The sequence below is a fragment of the Streptoalloteichus tenebrarius genome (assembly GCF_024171885.1).
In the GTDB taxonomy this organism is placed as follows: domain Bacteria; phylum Actinomycetota; class Actinomycetes; order Mycobacteriales; family Pseudonocardiaceae; genus Streptoalloteichus; species Streptoalloteichus tenebrarius.
The window spans coordinates 108,916-131,797 of sequence record NZ_JAMTCP010000004.1; the positions used below are offsets into that span (position 1 = coordinate 108,916).

The following is a 22,882-nucleotide window of genomic DNA, read 5'->3' on the forward strand; positions in this document are numbered from 1 at the left end:
GACACGCCCCGGCCGGAGGCTGTCCCCGGTCAGCGTGAGGTGAGGGCGTTGAAGGTCGACGCGGTGACCACGCCGTAGACCAGGTGCGGGACGATGTCGGAGACCCAGCCCTGGACGCCCCACGACTTCGGGTCGGTGACCCCGAGGGCCACGGACGGGGCATCGCTGCTGGCCATCGCGGTGGCCCCGAGGATCGGGCCGGCCAACCAGACGGGAAGACCGCGACAGCGAGTGCGCAGCAGGCCGTAGGCCGCGCCGACGCCGAGCCCGGTCACGTAGCCGAGCAGCGCTCCGGCGCCGCTGCGCCGGTTGGCGGCCTGTTGCTCGTCACCCAACGCGATGCCAGCTTGCTCGGCCAGACGCCCGGCGACCTCCTCGGGAACGGAACTGGAGGAGCGGGCCCGCACCAGCATGTCCAGGTAGGTGACGACGTTCAGCGCGACCGTTCCCGCGGCTCCCGCGAGCAACCCGCGCACCAGCGGACGCATCGGCATCCCTCCGACGACGAGGAGGTCCGCGTCCCACGTCCGGCGGCGCACGCCGTGCCAGGAGGGGGACCCGGGTCGGGGCCAGGCGGCCCCGACCCTCAGGCTGTGCCCGCTGTCCCCGCCGGGAAACGTCCGTCGGGCGACACGTCCTCTGTGAAGTCGGGCGACACGTCCTATGTGAACAGGCCAGGGATGCCGGCGGCGGTGCGACGGCGCCGCAGCCACACCTTGCGGGTGCCGTCGGCGTAGAGCAGCACCCGGGACAACTCCCACCCGGCGAACTCCGCGTGGACGGCGAGCTGCACCGCCGCGGTCCGTCGGGACACACCCGGCGGGAGCCGCAGCGGCTGGTACTCCCAGTCTCCGTCGATCACCGACCCGTCGTTCATGGCTGCACCACCTGTACCCCTCCACTGTCGGCCGACGCCACCAGGACCCGTCCGCTCTCCTGGTCCACCGCGACCGCGTTGGGCTGGTGGACGGTGGGGACGCGGTGACGTTCGACGGGCTCCGCGCCGGAGACGTCGTAGCCGACCAGTTCGTTCTTCTCCGTCAGGGTGATCCACAGCAGGTCGCGCCTGCCGTCGTAGGCGATCCCCCACGGGGCCCCGGGCACGGGGTAGCGCAGCCGCATCAGCAGCGGCTGGTTGGGGGACTCGGTGAAGGCCATCAGCTCGCCGCCTCGGGTGTCGACGACGAAGGCCCGGCCGAAGCGGTCGACGACGGCGTTGCTGGCGCCGTCGCCGGCGCGCAGGGCAGCGCCGAGGGTGCCCTTGTCGAGGTCGACCGGGGTGACCGAGGTGTGGAGCCGGTCGACGACGAGGACGCGGGAGTCGCTGAGCAGCGGGACGGCCGCGCCCTGGAGGCCCTCGACGCGGCGCTCCTCGTGGCCGCCCCTGAGGATCGTGACGCCCCTGGTGCCCGGGGTGGTGACCACCGTGCGGTCGCCGACGGTGACCGCGCCGGTGGGCTGGCCGCTGACCGGGACGCGGTCGACCTCGCCGCCGGGCAGCTTGATCCGCAGGAGCTGGTCGGCGGACGGGACGGGGGCGAACAGCTCGCTCCCGGCCCCGGTGGGGGTGAGCTGGTCGACGGCGCCGGGCAGGGCGACGGCGCGGGGCGTGCCGGCGAGGTCGTCGAGCCCGAACAGGAGCAGCTCGTCGGGCTGGCGGACCGCGACGGCCAGCGTGCGGCTGGCCTGGTCGACGGTCATGGCGGTGACCTGCCGGGCCAGCGGGTGCACGGTGCCGGCGGGCGTGGCCTTCGCCGGGGGCGCGGCGGCCGGAGTGGGGGCGACCAGGGACCGCGCGACCTGGAGTGCCTCACCAGCCTGCCCGTCGCCCGAGGAACACCCCGCCAGGACGGCGGCCCCCGCGACCAGGACCGCGACCACTCGACGCAACACGACCTCCTGTGCTCACCGCTGACCTCGCGTCCGCCGCCCACGGGCGAGGGACGTCCCTCCAGCATCCCCGACGCGGGTGGCGAGGTCACGCACGGGGACCCGGCTGGTGCAGCGCCGACCCCCGTCGGAAGGAGAGGCGGCCGGGCCGGCGCCGACCGACGTCGGGTCAGCGCAGCGTGACCGGGGCGAGGAGATCGACCTGGACCGGGTCCGCCGAGCAGGGGAACAGCAGCAGCTCGTCGCAGCCGGCGTCGCGGTAGGCGGCCACGGCCTCCCGCACGGCGCTCTCGCCGGTCAACGCCATCTGCTGCGCGGTCTCGGGCGTGACGCCGGCGTGGCCGTAGTAGTGGGACAGGTACCGGCCCGCCGCCTGGCTGGCGTCGGGTCCGAGGGCGAAGTAGGTCAGGGCGAGGACCCGGGGTTCGCCCTGGCGGCCCTCGTCGGCCCACAGCCGCCGGAGGTGCGCGATCGACTCGCCGAACCGGTCGGGGGGAGCGCTGCCGGAGGCGATCCAGCCGGCGCCGAACCGGGCGGCGCGGGCGTGGGCGGTGTCGGACCCGCCCCCGATGATGATCGTCACCTCGCCGCGGGGCGGACGGGGGCCGACCGGGCCGGCCTCGCCCCTGACCTCACCGGACCAGACCCGCCTCATCTCGGTGAGCATCGCCTCGAAGCGGCGGCCCCTGCCGCCCATGGGGATGCCGCAGACCTGGTAGTCGTCCTGGCGCAGACCGACGGCCATGCCCAGGACCAGCCGGCCCTTGGCGAACCGGTCGAGGGTGGCCGCCTGCTTGGCCAGCAGGACCGTGTTGACGCGGAGCGGCGCGAGCAGGATCGAGGTGACCAGGCGGACGCGTTCGGTGACGGCGGCGACCGCGGCGAGGGTGATCAGTGGTTCGTGGTTGTCGTAGGCGACGCGGTCGATGACGCCGACCGAGGCGAAGCCGAGCCGCTCGGCGCGGCGGGCGGCCTCCAGCACCTGGGTGGGGTCGGCGCCGGGGATGGTGGCGGGCAGTCCGATTCCGATGTCCATCTCGCCTCCGGCGGCGGTGGAGCGGCGTGGCACGGCGCTGGCACGGGTGACCCGGGGCACGGCTGGCACGGCCGCCGCGTGGTGATCGAGAGCACCCCGTTCGTAACAGCCGGGACGCGGAGCTGCCACTTGGCGGCGCGGATGGGCTCCGATCGGTGGAGGGCCCGCCGGACGGCTACCGCAGGGGCCGCTCGGGATAGCCGAACTCCACGGCGCTGACGTCGTCGAGCGCGGCTCTGATCTCCGAGGGCAGGGTGAGGTCCTCGGCGGCCAGCGACCCGGTGAGCTGCGCGGTGTCGCGGGCGCCGACGACAGGGGCGACGACGCCGGGGCGGTCGCGGACCCAGGCCAGCGCGACGGCCAGCGGCGAGGTGCCCAGCCCGTCGGCGGCGGTGGCCACGGCCTGCACGATGCGGGCGGCGCGGTCGGTGCGGTGGTGTTCGACGTAGGCGGCGAAGTGGGGGGAGGCGCCGCGCGAGTCGGCGGGGGTGCCGGAGCGGTACTTGCCGGTGAGCACGCCCCTGCCCAGCGGGGCCCACGGCAGCAGGCCGATGCCGTGGTGGGCGGCCGCGGGCACGATCTCCCGTTCCACGCCGCGTTCCAGCAGCGAGTACTCGACCTGGGTGGAGATGAGGAGGGCGCGGCCGGGGACGGCGCGTTGCAGCGCGGCGGCGGTGCCGAGCTGCCAGCCGGAGTAGTTGGAGACGCCGACGTAGCGGACCTTGCCGCTGGTGACGGCGGCGTCGACGGCGCCGAGGGTCTCCTCCAGCGGGGTGCTGGGGTCCCAGGCGTGGAGCTGCCACAGGTCGACGTGGTCGACGCCCAGGCGGCGCAGGGAGTGGTCCAGGGCGGTGAGCAGGGCGCCCCGGGAGGCGCCACCGCCGAACGGGCCGTCGTGCCGGCGGGCCACGGCCTTGGTGGCCACCACGATCTCGTCGCGGGGCACGACCTCGCCCAGCAGTCCGCCGAGGATCCGCTCGCTGTCGCCGTCGCAGTAGACGTCGGCGGTGTCCACGAGGGTGCCGCCGGCCTCGACGAACGCGACGAGCTGGTTCGCCGCCTCGTCGGCGTCGGTGTCCCTGCCCCAGGTCATCGTGCCCAGGGCGAGCCGGGAGACGCGCAGGCCGCTGCGGCCGAGCTGTCGCTGTTCCACGGTCGGCGAGCCTAGAAGGTGATCGGCGGGCGGGGGTGCTGTGGCACGGCGACACGCCTGGTCCGGAGTGTGACCGGGGCGACACCGGTGCGGCACGTCATGTTACCTGCCGGTAGGGTCTGGCTCGTGCGACTTGGGTTGAACCTGGGCTACTGGGGCGCCGGCAACGACGCCGAGAACCTCGAACTGGCCAAGGAGGCCGACGCGCTCGGCTACTCCGTGGTCTGGGTGGCGGAGGCCTACGGCTCCGACGGCCCCACCGTGCTGTCCTGGATCGCGGCGCACACCGAGCGGATCGACGTGGGCTCGGCGATCTTCCAGATCCCGGCGCGCACGCCGACGATGACCGCCATGACCGCCGCGACCCTGGACACCCTGTCCGGCGGCCGGTTCCGGCTGGGCCTCGGCGTGTCCGGTCCGCAGGTCTCCGAGGGCTGGTACGGGGTGAAGTTCGACAAGCCCCTGGCCCGCACCCGCGAGTACGTCGAGATCATCCGCAAGGCGCTGTCCCGGGAGCGGGTGGTGCACGAGGGCGCCAACTGGACGCTGCCGCTGCCCGGCGGCCCCGGCAAGGCCCTCAAGCTGACCGTGCACCCGGTGCGCGAGCACATCCCGGTCTACATCGCCGCGATCGGCCCGAAGAACCTGGAGCTGACCGGCGAGATCGCCGACGGATGGCTGGCGATCTTCTACTCGCCGGAGCACGCCGAGGAGTCGGTGGCCCACATCCGGGCCGGCCGCCAGAAGGCCGGCAGGGACATGGCCGGGTTCGACATCGTGCCCACCGTGCCGATCGTGGTCGGCGAGGACTGGCGGACCTGCGCCGACACCGTCCGCCCGTACGCGGCGCTCTACATCGGCGGCATGGGCAGCAGGGACAAGAACTTCTACAAGGAGCTGGCCACCCGCATGGGCTTCGGGGAGCAGGCCCAGGAGGTGCAGGACCGGTTCCTGGCCAAGGACTACCAGGGCGCGGCGGCGGCCGTGCCGCTGGAGTTCCTCGACGCCACGTCGCTGCTCGGCCCGAAGGAGCGCATCGCCGAGCGGATGCGCGCCTACGCCGACACCGGCGTGACCACCCTGACCGTCTCGCCGATGCTCCAGGACCTGGAGCAGGGCCGCACGGCCCTGCGCACCGCGCGGGAGGCGCTGGAGCTGGCCGGCCTGGCCGAGTAGGGCGCCTCACGGACCGTCGCGGCGGCCCTCGTCCGGGTGTCCCGGCCGGGGTCGCCGCATTCGGGTGAACCGGGGTGCTGCAAGATGCGCAGCGGCACCGCGGCGCACCCGCTGCGCCGCTTCCCCGCGAACCTCAGGAGCTCACGCGTGAGCTGGTTGCAGGCCCTGGTCCTCGGACTCGTCCAGGGATTGACCGAGTTCCTCCCCATCTCCTCCTCCGGACACCTGCGCATCGTCTCCGAGCTGTTCTTCGACTCCGACGCCGGCGCGTCGTTCACCGCCGTGACCCAGCTCGGCACCGAGCTGGCCGTGCTCATCTACTTCGCCAGGGACATCTGGCGGCTGCTGACCACCTGGTTCCGCGGCTTCGTCGACGCCGAGGCGCGGCGGAGCGCCGACTACCGCGTCGCCTGGTACGTGATCATCGGCACGCTGCCGATCGGCCTGCTCGGCCTGGTCTTCAAGGACGAGATCCGCAGCGGCGCGCGCAACCTGTGGCTGGTCTCCACCACGCTGGTCGTCTTCGCCCTGTTCCTGGCCGCGGCCGAGCGGTTCGGGCCGCAGCGGCGCGCCGTGGAGCAGATGACCCTGCGCGACGGCGTGGTGATGGGCTTCGCGCAGGCCATGGCCCTGATCCCCGGTGTCTCGCGGTCCGGCGGCACCATCACGGCGGGCCTGGCGATCGGCCTGAACCGGGCGGCGGCGGCCCGCTACTCGTTCCTGCTGGCCATCCCGGCGGTGTTCGCCTCGGGGATCTTCAGCATCCCGGACGTGTTCGACCGCACCGGGCCCGGCCCGCAGCCCTCGGTGGCCCAGATGGTGGTGGCCACCGCCATCGCGTTCGCCGTCGGCTACGCCACGATCGCCTGGCTGCTGAACTGGGTCGCCAAGCACAGCGTGTACGTCTTCGTCTGGTACCGGCTGGTGTTGGGTCTGACCATGATGGGCCTGCTGTCGGCAGGGGTGGTCAACGCGACCTGACCCTCCACACACGGGACGCGCCAGGGCGGGGTGGCTTCGGCCGCCCCGCCCTCGCGCGTGGTGGCGGCTCTCAGCGGCCGGCCTTGAAGGCGGCGGCGTGCTCGACGGCCCAGTCCGCGAAACGGCGCGGAGCACGGCCGGTGATCTCCTCCACGGCCGGGGAGATCTCGACCGGATGGAGGGCGGCGTGCGCGTGGTAGCGCAGCACGCCGTCGGCGGCCAGCGCGGGAACTCCCGCCCTGGGCATGGCCTCTCGCGCGTCCTCCGGCGGCATCTCCTCGAACCGCAGGGGAACGCCGGTCGCCGCGCCGATGGCCCGAACCTGGTCGACCGGCGTGACGATCTCGGGTCCGCTGAGGACGGGCGTGGCCCCGCGCAGCCGGTCCGTCTCGTGGGACAGCAATGCCTGGGCCGCGACGGCGGCGATGTCGCGTTCGTCGATCGGGGCGATGCGTGCCCCGCCGTAGGGTGCGCGCACGACGCCCTCGGTGCGGATCTGGTCGGCCCAGCCGAGCGTGTTGGAGTTGAAGGCTCCGGGACGCAGCACGGTCCACGGCAGACCGGACCTCACGAGCTGGTCCTCCAGTTCGCGGTGGTGGGCGCCGATGGGGTTGGCCTCGTCCAGCACGGCCGAGGTGGACAGCAACACCACCCTGCGCACGCCGTGCGTTCTGGCCTGCGTGAGGAGGGTGTCGAGGTGGTGTCCGACAGCGCTGGGGTTGACGAAGACCGCGCGCACGCCTTCCAGCGGGAAGGTCGTCTCCTCGGCGGGGAGCACCTCGACCGGGTCGGGCAGGTGGGCGGTGCGGGGGTGGCGGGTGGTGGCGCGGACGGGGACGCCCGCGGCGAGCAGGTGGTCGACGAGGTGGCGTCCGACGTTGCCGGTCGCCCCGGTGATCAGGTACAAGGCCCCTCCTCGATGTATCGCAACTCGAAGTTGCGATAGCCTGAGGCTGGCACAGTGATCATGCTTAACGCAACAAGGAGTTGCGATGGAGTCGCGGTCCGGATCCGCAGCCCAGGGCAGGCCGGTCGGTCGGGGTCCCAAGGTGTGCGCCGCCGTCCTGGCGGCCACCCTCGCCGAGCTGGCCGACGTCGGCTACGCCCGCCTGACCGTCGAGGCCGTCGCCCAGCGGGCCGGCGTGCACAAGACCACGGTCTACCGGCGCTGGAAGGACCGGGAGGCGCTCGTCGTCGACGCCCTCACCGACCACGTCGCGGCCGACATGCCCATCCCCGACACCGGCGACGTCGCGACGGACCTGCGCGCCCTGGCGCGGCTCCTGGTCACCCACCTCACGGTGACCCACCTGGGCGTCGTCGCGACGATGTTCTCCGACGCCGCCCGCCTACCGGAGATCGCCGACGTCCGGCGCCGCTTCTTCGCCGACCGGTTCCGACGCGCGACGCCCCTCGTCACCCGCGCCGTCGAACGCGGCCAGCTCCCGCAGGGCACCGATCCCGCCCTGCTCCTGAAGTCCCTGATCGCCCCGGTCTACCTGCGCCTGCTCGTCACCTCGGAACCGCTCGACGACGCCGTGGCCGACCACGCCGCCGAGATCACCCTCGCCGCCGCCCGCGCCGGTGTCTTCCGTTCCACCAAGGTGTCCGATCCGGACTGACTCGCGCGCGAGGGCGAGGACAATCCACAGTGGACGCCGCCTTCACGGGGACGATCCCTCGCGGCATCATCCACTGTGGACGGTCAAGTTGGCGTCGGTCCGGTCCCGGCGGCTGATGGCCACGAGGACGTCGTTCGTCGCGTCGGAAGGGTGTGTCCGAGCGTAGTTCGGGCAGGCAGCCCCCGGCGTCGCCCACACGGAGGTTTCCGCGTCGGCCTCGTTTCTCCTGTCCTCTCCCGGGTACGTCGGCGGAACGCCCGGTCGGCTGACCGGCCTCGCGGCGTGTTCACCAGCCCTTCACACCTGGTGACGTGCGTGCCTCCTGAGGGAAGGCCTGTCCGCGACAGGACGGTGAACGGCCCACCGGGCGTTCCGAGCATGCCGCGCACAAGGGGAGTGAGACCTCATGCGCATTCTTTCGGCGACCGTCGCCCTGCTCGCCTCACTGCTGTTCGTCGCAGAGCCGGCGAGCGCGCAGGTGCTGTGGGAGGGCGATCCGGCGAAGGGCACCCGGGTGTTCGGCAACCTGGAGTGCGCCCGTCCCGGCAGCATCGTGACCGCCCGACAGGACGAGGGCTTCGTCGCGTGGCGGTACACCAAGAAGAAGGCGGAGGCGGGACAGAAGTCGGTCGTCCGGTGCGAGACCCGCGGCATCAGGACCGACGCCGGCCGGTTCCGCTTCCGGAACAACAGCACCTACTACCTGGGGTGGTCGAGCAAACTGTCGACGACCACCGCCGGTGACTACACGATCTTCCAGTGGAAGTCGTACTGCGACAACGGGGCGCCGGGCAACGGCGCGCAGAACTACCCGGTGATCATGAAGATCAAGGAGGGGCACGCCAGGCTCTTCTTCGTCGGGGTGGGCGAGACGTGGAACCTGATCTGGACGGGACAAGTCGAGCCGTGGAAGTGGTACCGGTTCGTCGTGGGCATCCACACCTCGAACAAGCTGAGGGGAGGTTGGGTGGAGTTCTACTTCAACGGCGAACAGCAGCGGCTCGGCAAGGACGGCGTCCTGCGCTATCCCGGGCGCACACTGGACACCTACAACGAGCCCAAGTGGGGAATCTACGACCGGCAGCGACCCGAGTTGGAGGCCGTGCACCGGATCTACCGGATGAAGGTGGGCACGACCTACAACGACGTGCGGTAGCGGCCTCGTCCTGCCGCTGATCTCGCTGATACCGGTGCCCGACCACGAGATCCCCACGACGACGGGGGCGAAGGCGTGATCCGCCTGCGGTTCGGCGGCCCCCTCCACGGTCCCACCGGCTCCCGAGAACGAACACGTAGGCTGCTGGGGTGGCTACCGTCATCCTGCTCCGGCACGCCCGATCGACCGCGAACGGCTCGGCCGTGCTCGCCGGCCGCCAGCCCGGGGTCGCGTTGGACGACACCGGTGTGGGGCAGGCGGCGCGTCTGCCCGACCGGCTGTCCGCGTTGCCACTGGCCGCGCTGGTCACCTCCCCGCTGGAGCGGTGCCAGCAGACGCTGCGCCCGCTGGCCGAGGCGCGGGGCATGACCCCGGTCGTCGAGCCCGAGCTGGCCGAGGTCGACTACGGCGACTGGACCGGGCGCGCGTTGAAGGACCTGGTGGAGGAGCCGCTGTGGCGGGTCGTGCAGCAGCACCCGTCGGCCGCGGTGTTCCCCGGCGGTGAGGGACTGGCGTCCGTGCAGGCCAGGGCCGTGGCGGCCCTCCGTGCCCACGACGCGCGGATCACCGCCGAGCACGGCCAGGACAGCGTCTGGGTGGCGTGCAGCCACGGCGACGTGATCAAGGCGGTGCTCGCGGACGCGCTGGGCGCGCACCTCGACGCCTTCCAGCGCATCGTCGTCGACCCCTGTTCGGTGAGCGTCATCCGCTACACCGAGACCCGGCCGTTCGTGCTGCGGATCAACGACAACGGCGGCGACCTGGCCGGCGTGGTGCCGCCGAAGCCGTCTCCGGAGCAGGCCGGGGCGGAGGCGGCGCGCGCCGACGGTTCCGACGCCGTGATCGGCGGCTCCACCGGGACTCCCTGACCTCGGTCACCTCGCCCACCACACCGAGGTCCTTCTCCTCACCCCGTCTGGGCGGCGTGAGGAGAAGGACGTGTTTCGGGAGCGATCCGCCGCCGTTGATCAGGCCACTGCCCCGACATCCCCTCCCGCGCGGGCTCCCGGAGAGCCACGCCGGACGAACCGGGTGTCGGCCGCTTCCAAAGGTCCGCGGGAGGCGGACATCTGGCGCGCGATCGCCGCGCCGACTCGGTTATGGTGAGGCGTTCTGTTGAGCCCAGAGAGGACTGAGGCCTTTGCCAGCGCGTCGAGGACGGCCGCTGGGCACCACCGGGCAGGGCGCCAGCTCCTGCTGAGCACGCGTGGGTCGACACCGGCGGCCCGGTTTCCGGATACCGCACGCTTGTTCGACGAAAGGCGATTTCGCTGTGTTCGACGTTCGTGTGCACGCCTACCTGCGTGCCGACATCACCTCCCGCCCCGGCGCGGACGCGGTGCGGGTGGGACCGTTCCTCGCGTCGTTCGACCACCACGACTCCGGGCTGTTCCGCAACTACGCCGTCCCCGATGACGGAGCCGAACCGACGTCCGACGAGGTCACCGACCTCATCACGGCCTTCTCGGAACGGGGCCGCGTTCCCCGGCTGGAGTACCTGCCTGGCCTGTGCCCCCGGGTCGAGGCAGCCCTGTGCGCACTGGGATTCGCGCCGGAACGACGCCTCCCGGTGATGATCTGTTCGCCCACCGAGGTGGTCCCGGCCCCGGTGCGGGACGACTCGGTCGAGTGCCTGCTCGCCTCCTCCGACGAACACCTGCGCCAGGTCGCCGAGGCCCAGAACGACGCCTACGGCCAGGCCGCGACGACCGACCACGACGTGGCCCGCCTGCGGCGGGTCGTCGAGGCGGGCGGGCTGGTCGCCCTGGCCGTCGACACCACGTCCGGCCGAGGGGTGGGCGGCGGGCTGTGCGCGCCCCCGCACGAGGGCGTCAGCGAGCTGGCCGCCATCGGCGTCCGCGCGCCGTACCGGCGGCGGGGCATCGCCACGGCGCTGACCGCCCTGCTCACCCAGTCCTGCCCGGGTGTCGGCATCACCGTGCCGTTCCTGACCCCCGCGGGGGAGGACGAGGAACGCATCTACCGGGCGGTGGGCTACCGCAGGGTGGCCGAGATGCTCCACATCTCCCGCGCTGTCTGATCTCCCGTTGTCCGGGCCTGATGACGACCCCCAGTCGTCATCAGGCCCGACCCCCGGCCAGAGAGTTCGAGAGCCCCCAGCGGGACACCCACTCGCACTGTCCTCAGTGGACTTCGTGGGCGAAGGCCCTCCCGCCGACGGGCGACGGCGTCAGCGGGTGAGGACGGGCAACACCTTGACCCCGGCCATGTCGGTCGTGGCCATGAAGGTCGCCGGGTCGTCCGGGTCGGTGCGCAGGTCGGGCAGCCGGTCCCGCAGGATCCCCAGCGCGACCCGAGCCTCCAGCCGGGCGAGCGGCGCGCCAAGGCAGAAGTGGATTCCCCGACCGAAGCCCAGGTGCGGGTTGGGGTCCCTGGCGACGTCGAAGGCGTGCGGGTCGGCGAACCGCCGCCCGTCCCGGTTCGCCGCGCCCTGCATGACCATGAGGAGCTGGTCGCGGCCGATCCGGCACCCGCCGAGTTCCACCTCCTCGGTGGCGACGCGGCCCGACCACGGGAACGGCGAGAGGAACCGCAGTGTCTCCTCGATCGCCGACGGGAGCAGGGACGGGTCCTCGCGCAGCCGCGCCGCCTGGTCGGGGTGGGCGTCCAGGCACAGCACCGTGTTGCCCAGCAGGAGGGTCGTGGTGATGTGGCCCGCCAGCAGCAGGAGGTTCGCGAAGTTCACCACCTGGGTCTCGCTGAGCCGTTGGCCGTCGACCTCGGCGTTGACGAGCTTGGTCAGCAGGTCCTGGCGCGGGCGCCTGCGTCGTTCGGCGGCGTGCTCGGCCAGGTAGTCCCACATCTGGCGGACGGAGTCGAGCCCGCTCCCCATGAGCTCCTCCACCTCCTCCCGCGTCTGGTGCACCGAGACCCCGGGGCGGTTCTCGAACAGCCCGTCCACCCACCCCCGGAACAGGTCGCGGTCGCTGGCCGGCACGCCGAGCAGCTCGGCGATGACGATGACGGGCAGGGGGTAGGCGAGGTCCGTGACCAGTTCGAACCGGTCCTTCCCCTCCACCGCGTCCAGGAGCTCGTGGGTGATGTCCCTGATCCGGGGTTCGAGGTCGGCCACGACCCTCGGCGTGAACGCGCTGCTGACCAGCTTGCGCAGCTTCCCGTGGTCGGGCGGGTCCATGCGGAGCAGGTTGCCGTCGTCGAACTCGGGGGTGGCCAGCTCGGGGAGGGCCCTGGTGATGTCGGCCGAGAAGGCCTTCGTGTCGCTGAGGACCTCGACGCACTCGTCGTAGCCGTAGACGTGCCACGTGCCGGTTCCCTCGTCGAACCGGACGGGCTGCTCGGGGTCGCGTCCTCGGAGCCAGAAATGGTCGGGGTGGGCGCCCCACTCGTCGACACGCGTGGCGATGGTCATGTTTTTCCTTTCACAGCAACGCTTTCGGCGGGAACGGCGTGATGCGCGACGCCTTCTCAGGAGGGCGCGCACAGCCCCGGCCGATTCGGCGTCCGAAACGCGGATCGTTCACGCTCCGTCGGCTGTCGGCGCGGGTGAGGGTGGTGGTGAGGCCGGGCTTCGCCCGGACTCACCGTGGGCGCGAGCTTCGTGCGACCCGCCTCAGCGGGCGTCCCGCTCGGAAGGTCGGTGGACGTTCTCTCGCATGATCCCATCGTGGCACCACTGTGGCATCACGTCAACACCGCCTTGGCATCTGTCGGTGTCGCGTTCGTGGTTTCTGGTGCCAACGTGGCGATGAGGAGAGGGGGACTCCGGTACCCCCGCATACGGGGCGCAGCGCAGTCACCTGTTGGTGTGAGTGTGGTGCGCACCCGACCGGGGCACTGGTTGCCGACAGAGGCGGTGGGCAACCAGGGGTGGGGCCACCGGGACCCCTCTCGCCACGGCGACGACCGTGCGCGGACGGTGGCACGGTGGCCCCTTGGCGAGAAAGGAGAAAGTCATGGAACCCGCAGTGCGCGAACTGCACGACATGGAGTCGTTGATCGAGGCTCTGGAGGTCCGGGTGCAGGAGGTGGCGCTGCACCACCCCACCGGTGCCACGCAGACCCAGGGTTGCTCGCTCATCTCCTGCGGCGGAGGCCGTGTCGAGGACGGTGATTGACCCTGCCGGGTCTCGCGACCTGACGGAGCGGTGAGAATTCTCCGCCTTCTGTGCCGGGATCCGCCATCAGCGGCGGCGCCGCACTTCCTTCACCGAGGCGCTCAGGCGCAGCGATGGATTCCGCGCGGATTCCGCCTGTTGCCTGGTGTCCCGGCACGTGTCGCGTGACCGACGCCCTTGCCGGAGCCGGGGCCGCCTGTGCCGAACAGATCCCCGGCTCCGGCCATGACCAGGCGAGCAGCGGTCGGGAACGTCGCCTCCGTCTACCGGCGGCAGATCAGAAGACGTCCCACTCCTGCCAGGACACACAACGCGGCCGGGCTCCGGTGTTCATGAACTCGTGCACGGCTTGGCGGACGGTGTCGAGCGCGAGCACGGCGTCAGTGGGAAATTCCTCCCGCGAGGCCTTGTCGACGTACAGGCGAGGTGCGCGGGCAGGGGGTTGGTTGTTCCTGGTCACCCAGATCCCCGCGTAGTCACCATCACCAGGGTGATCGGGGTCGTCTCCCGTGAACGAGAGCGCGCCCACCCCGGCCGGCGCGTTGACATCGATCTTGAGCTGGTGCTCCGGCTGGCCGTCCGGCCCGAGCGTCGGCCGTTCCCGGGCGTACATCACGGGCGGATGCGGCTGGTCGCTGGCCAGGATCTCGTCCAGGACCCTCTCCTCCTGACGACGCTCCGAGGCCGCGGCGACGTGCCGGAGGAGACCACGGCGCGGGGGAGCGCGGGGCCGAGGACGGTCACCTTCCCGAGGCGACGCTCGTGCGGCGGTACTCCCGTTTCGTCGGCAGGGAACCGCGGAGGCTGACCGCCCGCCTGCCGTCCCGGGGACGCCTGGTCTGCGGCGCCTTCGACCCGCAGGAGCAGATGATCATCGAGGCGAAGGCGTCGACCACGCGCGAGCACGTGCGGATGGCGATCGGGCAGCTCCTCGACTACCAGCTCCACCTCTACCGCGACGGCGACACGTTCCTCGGACCGCTGTGAGCGGAAGCGCCCACGCGGGCGGGATGCTGGACGCCGAACCGACCATCGGCCCGACCACGGGCCTTCCACGGGCTCGTCACAGGACGGAGGCCAGTCGGCGGACCCCTTCGACCAGTTGGGGCAGGGGAGTCTCGCCGTAGGTCAGGCGCAGGTGGGGGCGGTCGCGCTCGGCCGGGAACCAGGCCGAGCCGGCCGCGACCATGACGCCGGCGCTGAGCGCCCGCGCGGCGACCTCGTTGTCGTCGACGCCCTCGGGGAGCCGCACCCACAGGTGCATGCCACCGCGCGGGACGTTCTCGACCGCGCACTCGGGAAGCCGCGCGCGCAGGGCGGTGAGCAGGCCGTCACGCCGGCGGCCCAGTTCCCTGGCGACCTCGCGGCGGTGCCGGGGGTAGGCGGGGGAGGAGAGGAAGTCGACCGCGGCTTCCTGCACGGGTCCGGAGACGAAGAAGTCGTCGAGGGTCTTGGCGGCGCGCAACCGGGCGAGCGCCGGCCCGCGCGCCGCGAGGGCGGCCAGGCGCACCGAGGGGGCGATCGACTTGGTGACCGACCGGACGTGGACGACGTGCCCACCGGTGTCGGCCGAGGCGAGGGTGGGCGGGGGCGGACCGTCGATGGTGAGGTCGCGGGCGTAGTCGTCCTCCAGGACGAACAGCGAGTGCCGGCGGGCCAGGTCGAACAGCTCGCGGCGCCGGTCCTGCGCGAGCACGCTGCCGGTCGGGTTGGCGTACAACGGCTGGACCACCACCAGACGCGCGGTGCGGGCGCGCAGCACGTTCTCCAGGAGGTCGGTGCGCAGGCCGTGCTCGTCGGCCGGAACGGGGTGGATCTCCAGACCGTGGCTGCGGGCGATGGACATGAACCCGGGGTAGGTCGGCGTTTCGAGCACGACGGCGTCGCCGGGACGCGTCAGCGCCCGGATCGCCATCGACAGCGCGCTCTGTCCTCCCGAGGTCACCAGGACCTCCGCCGGGTCGAACCCGCCGATCTGGCGGGCGAACCACTGCCGCAGCGAGGCCAGACCCTCGATCGGCGGGCGGCCCCACACCCCGGTGCGGCGCATCGCGCGGGCCATGGCGGCGGCCAGCGCCCTCTCCGGGATGAGGGTCTGGTCGAGGTAGCCGCCCGACATCCGCACGGTCTCGGCGTTGGGGGCCTCCAGGAGGGCGAGGTTGCGGGAGGCGTCGGGAGGGGTGTGGCCGCCGAGCGCGGCGTGCTGCCAGGCCAGGTCGGTGGGGCGGCCCCGCGCGGGGGCGGCGGCCACGAAGGTGCCGTTACCCGGCCGCACCGTCACCAGTCCCTCCGCCGCCAGCTCGCGGACGACCCGTTGGACCGTGAGCGGCGAAACCTGGTGCTCGCGTTGGAGTTCCCGCACGGACGGCAGTCTGGTCCCCGGTGGGGACCGGTCGACGAAGTCGCGGAGGGCGGACGCGAGGCGCTCCCGACTGTTACCGTTGTCCATGTCAGGCAAGGATAGCGTTATCGCTCCCAGCGCGATCACGGATAACAGTGGCCCGAGTCAGGGCGGGTGGGCGCTGGGCCTGTTCGGGGTGTTGGTCTTCAGCTTCACGCTCCCGGCCAACGCCTGGGCGGTGGAGGGCTTCGACCCGGTGGCGATCACCGTCTGGCGCGCCCTGCTGCCGGGACTGCTGGCGGTGGTCATCCTGTGGCGGATGCGGGCGCCGATACCCGACGCGCGCACGTGGTTCTCCCTGTCCGTCGGCGGACTGTGCGTGGGCGTCGGGTTCCCGTTGTTGTCCTCGGTCGCGCTGACGACGATCAACCCGGCGCGGGCGGCCGTCATCATGGGCCTGCTGCCCGCGCTCACCGCCGTGTTCGCCACCCTCCTCGGCAAGGAACGCCCCTCGCCGCGCTTCTGGCTGGCCACCGTCGCGGGCCTCGTGGTGCTTCTCGCCTACCTCATGACCCGGCGGGGCGCCGGGGAACTCGGCCTGGGGACGGGCGATCTGGCGATGTTCGCCGCGACCTGTTGTTCGGCGCTGGCGTACGTCCTCGGCGCGGACCGCGCGAAGGTGCTCGGGGGACCGCGCAGCATGTGTTGGACGCTGGTCGCCCTGCTCCCGCTGAGCGTTCCCGCCGGCATCGTCACCGCCCTCGTTCAGGATCCACAGTGGACGGTGAGAAGCACGGTCGGCCTGCTGTACCTGGCCGTCGCCTCGACCGTGATCGGCTACTTCGCCTGGTACGCCGGCCTCGCCCGCGGCGGCATCGCCCGTGTCGGCCAGGTGCAGCAGATCCAGCCCATCCTGACCATCTGCTGGTCCGCGCTGTTCTTCGCCGACGAACTCGACGCGCTGACCTTCGTCGTCGGTGTGGTGGTCGCGCTCCTCGTCGCGGTCGGGCAACGTGTCCGTTGACCCTCGCGACGCGGTGCCGGGGCGGAAAATCCGTGGGTCCGGTGATCAGGAGCGCGTTACTGTCCCGAACGCGCGGCACTTCCGCCGATGCGGAGAGCGGGCGCACGCGCCAGGGCGTCCGGCGCTCACACCTGAACCGGGACCGGAAGGCGCTCCCGGGCCGCGGGCGACAGGCGCTGTTCCGCTCACCGACGACGGGTGGACTCACCGACACGAGGAGCACGCGTGGTGAACAGCGCCAGCCCCGCCGGAACGCGTGAACGGACCGACGAGGAGGACGAACCGGCAACCGCGGAAGACGCCCAGAAGCCCCGGGTGAACTGGCGCGACCTCGTCCGGGTCACCCGGGGTCACCGGACCGCGATCGCCGCGGCCCTGGGGCTGACGCTGGTCGGCGGAGCGATGGGCCTGGCACAGCCGCTGCTGGCGACCCGGACCATCGAGGAGTTCTCCCACGACCGCCCCTACGCCCTGCTGTTGACCCTGCTGGCCGTGGTGTTCGTGGCCGAGGCCGTGATCACCGCGCTGGGCCACTACCTGCTCGAACGCACGGGGGAGGGCATCGTCCTCGGCCTGCGGCTGCGGATCGTCGACCGGGTGCTGCGCTGGCCGATGCACCACTACCAGCGGCACCGGCTCGGCGACCTGCTCACCCGCACCGCCAGCGACACCACGCTGCTGCGCGACTCGCTCGCCTACGACCTCGTGGAGGCCAGCGTCGGCGTGTTCGTCATCCTCGGCGGGCTCGCCACCATGATCTGGCTGGACGCGACGCTGTTCCTGGTCGTGGCCGCGATCACGGGCGCCATCGGCGGCCTGACCCTGTTGCTCCTGAAGGGGATCCGCCGCTCGGTGGAGGACGCCCAGGACAGCCTCGGCGGCATGAGCGCCGAACTCGAACGCGCCCTGTCCGCCATCCGCACCGTGCGGGTCCTGCGCGCCGAGGACCGCGAACGGGACCGCATCGGCGCCCTCGCGCGCACCGCCTACGCGAACAGCCTCCAGGCCGCCAGGAACAACGCGCTGATCAACCCCGCGATGACCCTGGCCGTGCACGGGGCGATGATCACCGTGCTCGTGGTGGGCGGGATGCGGGTGGCCAGCGGCGGCGCCTCACTGGCCGAGCTGGTCGGCTTCCTCCTCTACGTCAGCTACGTCGCCACGCCCATGGCCAACCTGTTCGACGTGTTCGCCACGCTCCAACGGGGCTTGGCCGCCCTCCAGCGGGTGGAGGACGTCGCCAGGATCCCCACCGAGGACGAGGAGATCCGGCAGCCGGCGACCACCCGCCCCCGCGCCCCGCACCGGGAGCACCGCGGCCCCGGCGCCGACGTCCCCGCGGTCGAGTTCCGGGACGTGAGCTTCGCCTACGAGCCGAACCGACCCGTGCTGCGGGACGTCTCGTTCCGCGTCGCCCGCAACAGCCACGTCGCGTTGGTCGGCCCGTCAGGAGCGGGCAAGTCCACGGTCTTCGCGCTCATCGCGCGCTTCTACGACCCGCAGGCCGGGACCATCCTGCTGGACGGGCGCGACACGACCCACGAGATGACCGTCGAGGAGTGCCGCGCGGCGATCAGCCTGGTGGAACAGAGCGCCCCGGTCATGCACGGCACGGTGCGGGAGAACATCACCTACGCCAAACCCGACGCCTCCGACGCCGAGATCGCGCGGGCGGTGGAGCTGGCCAGCCTCGACGACCTGGTGCGCCGGCTCCCGCAGGGGCTGGACACGCCGGTGGGGGAGCACGGCAGTGCGCTGTCCGGCGGGGAGCAGCAGCGGGTCGCCATCGCCCGCGCCCTGCTGCCGCGCCCGCGGCTGCTGTTGATGGACGAGCCCACCTCGCACCTGGACGCGGCCAACGAGGCCGCCCTGACCCGCACCATCGAGCAGATCAGCGGCGAGTGCACGTTGCTGGTGATCGCGCACCGACCGTCCACCATCCGCGCGGCGGACAGCGTCATCGTCCTCGACCAGGGACGGGTCCAGGCGACGGGACATCACTCACGGGTGGCCGGACTTCTCGGCTCCCACCAGGACCTCGCCCGGTGAACGCACTCCCAGGACGTCCCCGTCACACGGGTCAGGCGGGTCACGCGGGTCGCACGGGGTCTGTCGCCGACGTCGGGGCGACGCCCTCGGTCGTCGTCGAGGGCGGTCGCACCGCCCTGACCCCGAACGCGGCCAGGAGCACCACGAGCGCCGGCACGGCCAGACCCACCGTCAGACCGGCGCTGTCCGCCACCAGGCCGATCACCGTGGGTCCGGTGAAGAACCCCAGGTAGCCGAGCGTGGAGATGTTCGCGATGGCGTGGGTCGGGTGGACCCCCACGACCCGGCCGCTGGCGGCGAAGGTGAGCGGGAAGGTGTACGACAGGCCGAGCCCGAACAACGCGAAACCCACCAGTCCCGCGACCGTGCCGCCGACCAGGAGCGCGGCGCCCATGCCCGCACCCGCCGTCACCACCCCGGCCAGGAACGCCCGCTGCGGGCCAACGCGGTTGATCAGGTGGTCGCCGCAGAGCCGGCCGAGGAACATCGACCCGGCGAACGCGCCGAACCCGACCGCCGCGACGGCCGAGCTGGCGTGCGCCTCGTCATGGAGGTAGACCGCGGACCAGTCGTTGGCCGCGCCCTCGGCCAGCGCGACGCAGAACGCCAACGCCCCCAGGGCGACCAGGCGCGCCGGCCACCGGCCACCCGGGTGTTGGGTCGTCCCGGACGACCTCGCCCCGTCGACCGAGGAGGGCAGGAGACCTCGGGTGGTCGCCACGCCGAAGAGCGCGACGAGGACGCTGGTGCAGGCGAAGTGCGCGGTGATGGACAGGTGGGCCTGTTCGGCGGCGGCGCCCAGCAGGGAGCCGCTGATCACGCCGAGGCTGTGCCACGCGTGGATGCCGGACAGCAACGACCGGCCGGCCCGCCGCTCCACCGCGACGCCATGGGAGTTCATCGCGACGTCGACCACGCTGTTGGCGACGGCGAAGACCACCAGGGCGGCGGCCAGACCCGCGAGGTTCCCGGCGAGGAGTACGGCGGAGAGGCTGAGCGCGAAGACCGGCACGGCGATCCGCAGCGTGGTGGCGCTGCCGAACCTCGGTGTGAGCCACCCGCCCAGTCGGAGGCCGAGCAGGGCGCCGAGGTTGAGGCCGGCGAAGGCCACGGCGAGGTCACCGTCGTCCAGGCCGAGCTGGTGCTTGATCGACGGCGTGCGGGCCGCCCACGTGGCGAACAACAGGCCGGTGAGGAAGAACGTCAGGCGGACCGACCGCAGGGCCACCCGGGAAGCGCGGTCGGGAACGCGCGGTGACGAGACGGAGCGCATGGGTCTCCCTCGCATCGAGAATGCTCCCCCAAGCCGGACCGCGGAGATTTTGTCAGGGACGGAACCCTGGTCGCACCGTTCTGTCCATGAGCTGGTCGACGGAGCCGGGGGAGCGCGTCGCCCGCGACCCGTCTCTTCCCGGTCCCGAACGCCGTGCACGTCGTGCTCGGCCTGCCTCGTCGACCCGTCGGGACGGGCGAAGGCGCGTGCCGTCCTGCGGTAACGTCCCCTGCCGTGGTCGATGACCCCAGGCGCGTGGTGGAAGCGGGGTACGACGCCATCACCGACCGGTACGTCAACTGGTCCCTGCGGATCGCGGAGTGGCTGCGCCCCGAGGGGCTGTTCCTGGCCTCACTGGGTTGTCGGGGCAGTGACAGCGTCGAGGCTGACTGGCTCGGCGTGCCCATGTACTTCAGCAGCCACGACGCGTCGACCAACCGCGAACTGCTCCAGAATGCCGGTTTCACGCTGCTGGTGGACGAACTGGTCACCATGCACGAGCCGGAGGGGCCGGCGACCTTTCACTGGGTGATGGCCAGGACCGCCACCTCGATCTGACACCCGACGCGTTCCAGTGATCGTGGGTGTGGTCGTTGAAGCAGCAGGATCTGTACCCCTGATTGCTTCAGTGCTGGCTGAAAAAATCCACACCGGCGGGGCGAGAGCGGACGACCAACAAGCAATGACAGGCAATCGAGGGGCTGTTGTCCGCCTCCGGCGCGAAGGGACGCCCACTGGTGGACGCCGCCGGGTGATCAACGCGTGGCTGCTCAAGGCCAAGACGGGTAAGGCATGGCGTGACCTGCCGGAACGGCATAGGCCAGCCCTGGGAGAGGTGTCGCCAACCGGTTCTTGCGGTGGTCACGCACCCGAACCCTGGCTCTGGCGCCTCGGGTGCGGGTGGTCGCCGAGGTGATCAACGAACGCGACCGGGAAGTCCGGGATGGACTCCAGCACCGTGCGCACCCACCAGCACACCGCGCAGGCCCAGGGCAGTAGCGCCCGCCGCACCTCCGCGTCCCGCACAGGGAGGGCGGATCATGCGGCGGGCGCCGGGAGCCAGGTGATCATGCGCTCGGTCCGCTCCCGCGACTCTCGACCCTGGCTCCTCCCCACGCCGCACCGTGGTCGAACGCCGCTTCAACCGGCTCACGCGGTTCCGCGCGATCGCCCCGCTACGGCAGGACCACCATCTCCTACCGAGACGTGATCAACCTGGCAACCAGCTCATCTGGCCTTGAGGACAGACCCTCGGGCCTGTTCTCAAAGCTGGTGTGGCTGATCTTTGATCCCGGGGCGTCGTATGCGGGCACGAGTTGACCGGCGAGCAGTGGCAGGCGATCGCATCGCTGTGCCCGCCTCCGGCGCGAAGGAAGGCCCACGGATGGACGAGGCGTCGCGTGATCAGCGGGATGCTGTTCAGGGCGAAGACGGGTGTGGCGTGACCTGCCCGGAACGGTATGGGCCGTGGAAGAGGTGTCGACAACCGGTTCTGGCGGTGGTCGCCCACCGGAACCTCTGGTGACGGGGGTGCGGGTGACCGCCGAGGCGATCAACGAACTCGACTAGGAAGTCCGGGGTCGACTCCAGCACCGTGCTCGCTCACCAGCACACCGCACCACCGGCCCGAACCGGTTGATCACGTCATCGGCCGCTTCCGGCGGCGGGCCGTCAACCAAGACCCATTCCGGTGGGTGGCGGGCATGGCCGACCGGCGACCCGCCCCCCACCGGGAGATCGCAGGCAAGGGCTACACCAACCGTGTGCCATCCGCGCCGCGCGCCGCCGTCGCAGGTTTCGGACCACCATCCCGGAACGCCGTGACCAGCAAGCCAGCTCACGCAGTTCCGTGCGATCGCCACCCGCGATGACAAGTCGGCCCTGTGCCACCGAGCCGTGATCGACCTGGCCACCCACACGACCTGGCTTTGAGGACAGGCCCCAGCGTGGAGGTCGGCGAAGGCAGGGAAGACAGGACTGTGCTGGCCGGCGCGGGCCGACCAGACTGGGGGAGTGAAGCCGTCGGCGGACCGGGTGTTGCGCGACCTGACGAGGGCGGCCGGGCAGGGCGCGAGTTCCGACAAGCTGGGCGAGCTGGTCTCCCGGGTGCTCGCGCCGGTGGTGGCGCACGACGCCCTGCGCCTGGTGGGGACCAGTCCCTCGGCTGGCTTCGGGCCGGCGTCGTTCAGCTTCTGGTGTGGCTACGAACCCGATTTCGGGTGGTCGCTGCTCTTCAACTGCTACGCCGACAGGGACCCCTGTCCGCTGGAGGAACTCGCCCGCCGGTCCGTGCCGGCGGCGGTCGTCGGGGCCGACACCCGAGCCGAGTGGCGTGACCGGATCACCAGGAGTCTGTTCGCCGACCACGGCGTCGGGTGCGAGTTGCGCCTGGTTCTGCGGGACGGGCGCGGGGTGTGGGGGACGCTCGGCCTGCTCCGCGCGGAGGGCGGCCGGCCCTTCGACGCGGATGACCTGAGCCGGGTGGCGCGCTGGGGCCCGGCCCTGATCTCCGTCCTGCGCGGGTACGTCACGTCGGCGCCGCTCGCGCCGGCCGTGTCCGCCCCGCCGGCCGGCGTGCTCGTGGTGGGCTCCGATCACCTGATCCGGTCGGCCACGGCGTCGGCCTTCCACTGGCGGGAGCGGTTGCGTCGCCACCAGCACGCTCCGGCGTTCACGGGTGAGGTGTTCTTCGCGGGGATGTCGGCGCAGGCGCGCAAGCACGCGCGTGACCCCCGCGCGGCGCCCGCGCTCGTGGTGGGGCCGGCGGCGAGCTACGGCCGCTGGATCGTCTGCCACGGCCAGCCGCTCGATGACGAGGGGGTCGGGGACGTCGCGATCGTCCTCCAGTCCGCCACCACGGATCAGGTTCTGCCGGTGTTCTGCGACTGGTACGGCATCACCGCGCGGGAACGCCAGATCGTCGCCTCGTTGGCCCAGGGGGCCGCGCCCAAGCAGATCGCCCGTCGCCTTGACCTGTCGCCGCACACCGTCAACGACCACCTGAAGGCGGTGTTCCGCAAGACGGGGGCGAGCGGGCGGGACGAACTCCTCGCCGCGCTCGGCAACTGACCGCGTCGCGACGCG

General features: G+C 72.1%; 23 protein-coding genes. 12 read left to right on the plus strand and 11 right to left on the minus strand.

Features of this window, described 5'->3' with window-relative positions; translation table 11 throughout:
• Positions 1 to 29: 29 nt before the first annotated feature.
• From LX15_RS05755 to LX15_RS05775, 5 genes are all read right to left on the minus strand, one after another.
• Positions 30 to 494 carry a hypothetical protein gene (locus tag LX15_RS05755; RefSeq protein WP_253668434.1) on the minus strand — a complete coding sequence of 155 codons (465 nt, stop codon included), beginning with the start codon at positions 492 to 494 and terminating at the stop codon, positions 30 to 32.
• Between the two features lie 167 nt (positions 495 to 661).
• Complete coding sequence (locus tag LX15_RS05760; RefSeq protein ID WP_253668435.1) at positions 662 to 877, minus strand: DUF5703 family protein; 216 nt, start codon at positions 875 to 877, stop codon at positions 662 to 664.
• A complete protein-coding gene (locus LX15_RS05765; protein ID WP_253668629.1) occupies positions 874 to 1,881 on the minus strand; it encodes a YncE family protein in 1,008 nt (335 codons plus the stop codon). Before LX15_RS05765 ends, LX15_RS05760 begins: the two co-directional genes overlap by 4 nt.
• Positions 1,882 to 2,059: 178 nt before the next feature.
• Positions 2,060 to 2,926: an LLM class flavin-dependent oxidoreductase gene (locus LX15_RS05770; RefSeq protein WP_253668436.1), complete on the minus strand. Its 867-nt coding sequence runs from the start codon at positions 2,924 to 2,926 to the stop codon at positions 2,060 to 2,062.
• Positions 2,927 to 3,101: 175 nt separating this feature from the next.
• Positions 3,102 to 4,079, minus strand: coding sequence for an aldo/keto reductase (locus LX15_RS05775; protein ID WP_253668437.1), 978 nt, complete (start codon positions 4,077 to 4,079; stop codon positions 3,102 to 3,104).
• A 126-nt stretch (positions 4,080 to 4,205) separates the two neighbouring features.
• Here LX15_RS05775 and LX15_RS05780 point away from each other — a divergent pair, with 126 nt between their 5' ends.
• Both LX15_RS05780 and LX15_RS05785 read left to right on the plus strand, forming a co-directional pair.
• Positions 4,206 to 5,255 (plus strand): LLM class F420-dependent oxidoreductase, encoded by a 1,050-nt coding sequence (locus LX15_RS05780; protein WP_253668438.1) that lies wholly within the window; start codon positions 4,206 to 4,208, stop codon positions 5,253 to 5,255.
• 147 nt (positions 5,256 to 5,402) lie between these two features.
• On the plus strand, positions 5,403 to 6,236 hold the full coding sequence (locus tag LX15_RS05785) for an undecaprenyl-diphosphate phosphatase (RefSeq protein ID WP_253668630.1): 834 nt from the start codon (positions 5,403 to 5,405) through the stop codon (positions 6,234 to 6,236).
• Positions 6,237 to 6,306: 70 nt separating this feature from the next.
• Here the strand turns inward: LX15_RS05785 and LX15_RS05790 are convergent, their stop codons facing one another.
• A complete protein-coding gene (locus LX15_RS05790) occupies positions 6,307 to 7,143 on the minus strand; it encodes an NAD(P)H-binding protein (protein ID WP_253668439.1) in 837 nt (278 codons plus the stop codon).
• Between the two features lie 85 nt (positions 7,144 to 7,228).
• Between LX15_RS05790 and LX15_RS05795 the strand changes: the two genes are divergently transcribed.
• From LX15_RS05795 to LX15_RS32995, 4 genes are all read left to right on the plus strand, one after another.
• Positions 7,229 to 7,858: a TetR/AcrR family transcriptional regulator gene (locus LX15_RS05795; protein WP_253668440.1), complete on the plus strand. Its 630-nt coding sequence runs from the start codon at positions 7,229 to 7,231 to the stop codon at positions 7,856 to 7,858.
• 406 nt (positions 7,859 to 8,264) lie between these two features.
• The gene (locus LX15_RS05800) at positions 8,265 to 9,014 is read left to right on the plus strand and encodes a heparin lyase I family protein (protein WP_253668441.1); all 750 of its coding nucleotides are present in this window, start codon (positions 8,265 to 8,267) and stop codon (positions 9,012 to 9,014) included.
• A gap of 149 nt (positions 9,015 to 9,163) precedes the next feature.
• Complete coding sequence (locus LX15_RS05805) at positions 9,164 to 9,883, plus strand: histidine phosphatase family protein (protein WP_253668442.1); 720 nt, start codon at positions 9,164 to 9,166, stop codon at positions 9,881 to 9,883.
• 404 nt (positions 9,884 to 10,287) lie between these two features.
• Positions 10,288 to 11,055 (plus strand): GNAT family N-acetyltransferase, encoded by a 768-nt coding sequence (locus LX15_RS32995; RefSeq protein WP_253668443.1) that lies wholly within the window; start codon positions 10,288 to 10,290, stop codon positions 11,053 to 11,055.
• A gap of 150 nt (positions 11,056 to 11,205) precedes the next feature.
• Here the strand turns inward: LX15_RS32995 and LX15_RS05815 are convergent, their stop codons facing one another.
• Positions 11,206 to 12,399, minus strand: coding sequence for a cytochrome P450 (locus LX15_RS05815; protein WP_372502413.1), 1,194 nt, complete (start codon positions 12,397 to 12,399; stop codon positions 11,206 to 11,208).
• Between the two features lie 550 nt (positions 12,400 to 12,949).
• Between LX15_RS05815 and LX15_RS05820 the strand changes: the two genes are divergently transcribed.
• Positions 12,950 to 13,111: a hypothetical protein gene (locus tag LX15_RS05820; RefSeq protein WP_253668445.1), complete on the plus strand. Its 162-nt coding sequence runs from the start codon at positions 12,950 to 12,952 to the stop codon at positions 13,109 to 13,111.
• A 277-nt stretch (positions 13,112 to 13,388) separates the two neighbouring features.
• Here the strand turns inward: LX15_RS05820 and LX15_RS05825 are convergent, their stop codons facing one another.
• Entirely contained in the window at positions 13,389 to 13,766 is a 378-nt protein-coding gene (locus tag LX15_RS05825; RefSeq protein ID WP_301304110.1) for an Imm1 family immunity protein, read from the minus strand.
• A 107-nt stretch (positions 13,767 to 13,873) separates the two neighbouring features.
• Between LX15_RS05825 and LX15_RS05830 the strand changes: the two genes are divergently transcribed.
• Positions 13,874 to 14,098 carry a hypothetical protein gene (locus LX15_RS05830; protein WP_253668446.1) on the plus strand — a complete coding sequence of 75 codons (225 nt, stop codon included), beginning with the start codon at positions 13,874 to 13,876 and terminating at the stop codon, positions 14,096 to 14,098.
• 76 nt (positions 14,099 to 14,174) lie between these two features.
• On the opposite strand, the gene LX15_RS05835 is transcribed toward LX15_RS05830, so the two are convergent.
• Positions 14,175 to 15,560, minus strand: coding sequence for an aminotransferase-like domain-containing protein (locus tag LX15_RS05835; RefSeq protein WP_253668447.1), 1,386 nt, complete (start codon positions 15,558 to 15,560; stop codon positions 14,175 to 14,177).
• On the opposite strand from LX15_RS05835, the gene LX15_RS05840 reads away from it, so the two are divergent.
• Positions 15,559 to 16,476, plus strand: a complete 918-nt coding sequence (locus LX15_RS05840) for a DMT family transporter (RefSeq protein ID WP_253668448.1) — start codon at positions 15,559 to 15,561, stop codon at positions 16,474 to 16,476. The two genes, LX15_RS05835 and LX15_RS05840, sit on opposite strands and share 2 nt — an antisense overlap.
• A gap of 228 nt (positions 16,477 to 16,704) precedes the next feature.
• Complete coding sequence (locus LX15_RS05845) at positions 16,705 to 18,525, plus strand: ABC transporter ATP-binding protein (RefSeq protein WP_253668449.1); 1,821 nt, start codon at positions 16,705 to 16,707, stop codon at positions 18,523 to 18,525.
• A 40-nt stretch (positions 18,526 to 18,565) separates the two neighbouring features.
• Here LX15_RS05845 and LX15_RS05850 read toward each other — a convergent pair whose 3' ends face one another.
• A complete protein-coding gene (locus tag LX15_RS05850; RefSeq protein ID WP_253668450.1) occupies positions 18,566 to 19,813 on the minus strand; it encodes an MFS transporter in 1,248 nt (415 codons plus the stop codon).
• 219 nt (positions 19,814 to 20,032) lie between these two features.
• Between LX15_RS05850 and LX15_RS05855 the strand changes: the two genes are divergently transcribed.
• The gene (locus LX15_RS05855; protein WP_253668451.1) at positions 20,033 to 20,356 is read left to right on the plus strand and encodes a hypothetical protein; all 324 of its coding nucleotides are present in this window, start codon (positions 20,033 to 20,035) and stop codon (positions 20,354 to 20,356) included.
• Positions 20,357 to 20,659: 303 nt separating this feature from the next.
• On the opposite strand, the gene LX15_RS05860 is transcribed toward LX15_RS05855, so the two are convergent.
• On the minus strand, positions 20,660 to 20,824 hold the full coding sequence (locus LX15_RS05860) for a hypothetical protein (RefSeq protein ID WP_253668452.1): 165 nt from the start codon (positions 20,822 to 20,824) through the stop codon (positions 20,660 to 20,662).
• 987 nt (positions 20,825 to 21,811) lie between these two features.
• Here LX15_RS05860 and LX15_RS05865 point away from each other — a divergent pair.
• A complete protein-coding gene (locus tag LX15_RS05865) occupies positions 21,812 to 22,867 on the plus strand; it encodes a helix-turn-helix transcriptional regulator (RefSeq protein ID WP_253668453.1) in 1,056 nt (351 codons plus the stop codon).
• The last annotated feature ends 15 nt before the right edge of the window (positions 22,868 to 22,882 follow it).

What these genes read in the sequence shown, in the direction of transcription:
- LX15_RS05795 (WP_253668440.1), top strand. Translation starts at nt 7,229, where the DNA reads ATGGAGTCGCGGTCCGGATCCGCAGCCCAGGGCAGGCCGGTCGGTCGG.
- LX15_RS05820 (WP_253668445.1), top strand. Translation starts at nt 12,950, where the DNA reads ATGGAACCCGCAGTGCGCGAACTGCACGACATGGAGTCGTTGATCGAG.
- LX15_RS05840 (WP_253668448.1), top strand. Translation starts at nt 15,559, where the DNA reads ATGTCAGGCAAGGATAGCGTTATCGCTCCCAGCGCGATCACGGATAAC.
- LX15_RS05835 (WP_253668447.1), bottom strand. Translation starts at nt 15,560, where the DNA reads ATGGACAACGGTAACAGTCGGGAGCGCCTCGCGTCCGCCCTCCGCGAC.
- LX15_RS05850 (WP_253668450.1), bottom strand. Translation starts at nt 19,813, where the DNA reads ATGCGAGGGAGACCCATGCGCTCCGTCTCGTCACCGCGCGTTCCCGAC.
- LX15_RS05760 (WP_253668435.1), bottom strand. Translation starts at nt 877, where the DNA reads ATGAACGACGGGTCGGTGATCGACGGAGACTGGGAGTACCAGCCGCTG.
- LX15_RS05800 (WP_253668441.1), top strand. Translation starts at nt 8,265, where the DNA reads ATGCGCATTCTTTCGGCGACCGTCGCCCTGCTCGCCTCACTGCTGTTC.
- LX15_RS05755 (WP_253668434.1), bottom strand. Translation starts at nt 494, where the DNA reads ATGCCGATGCGTCCGCTGGTGCGCGGGTTGCTCGCGGGAGCCGCGGGA.
- LX15_RS05770 (WP_253668436.1), bottom strand. Translation starts at nt 2,926, where the DNA reads ATGGACATCGGAATCGGACTGCCCGCCACCATCCCCGGCGCCGACCCC.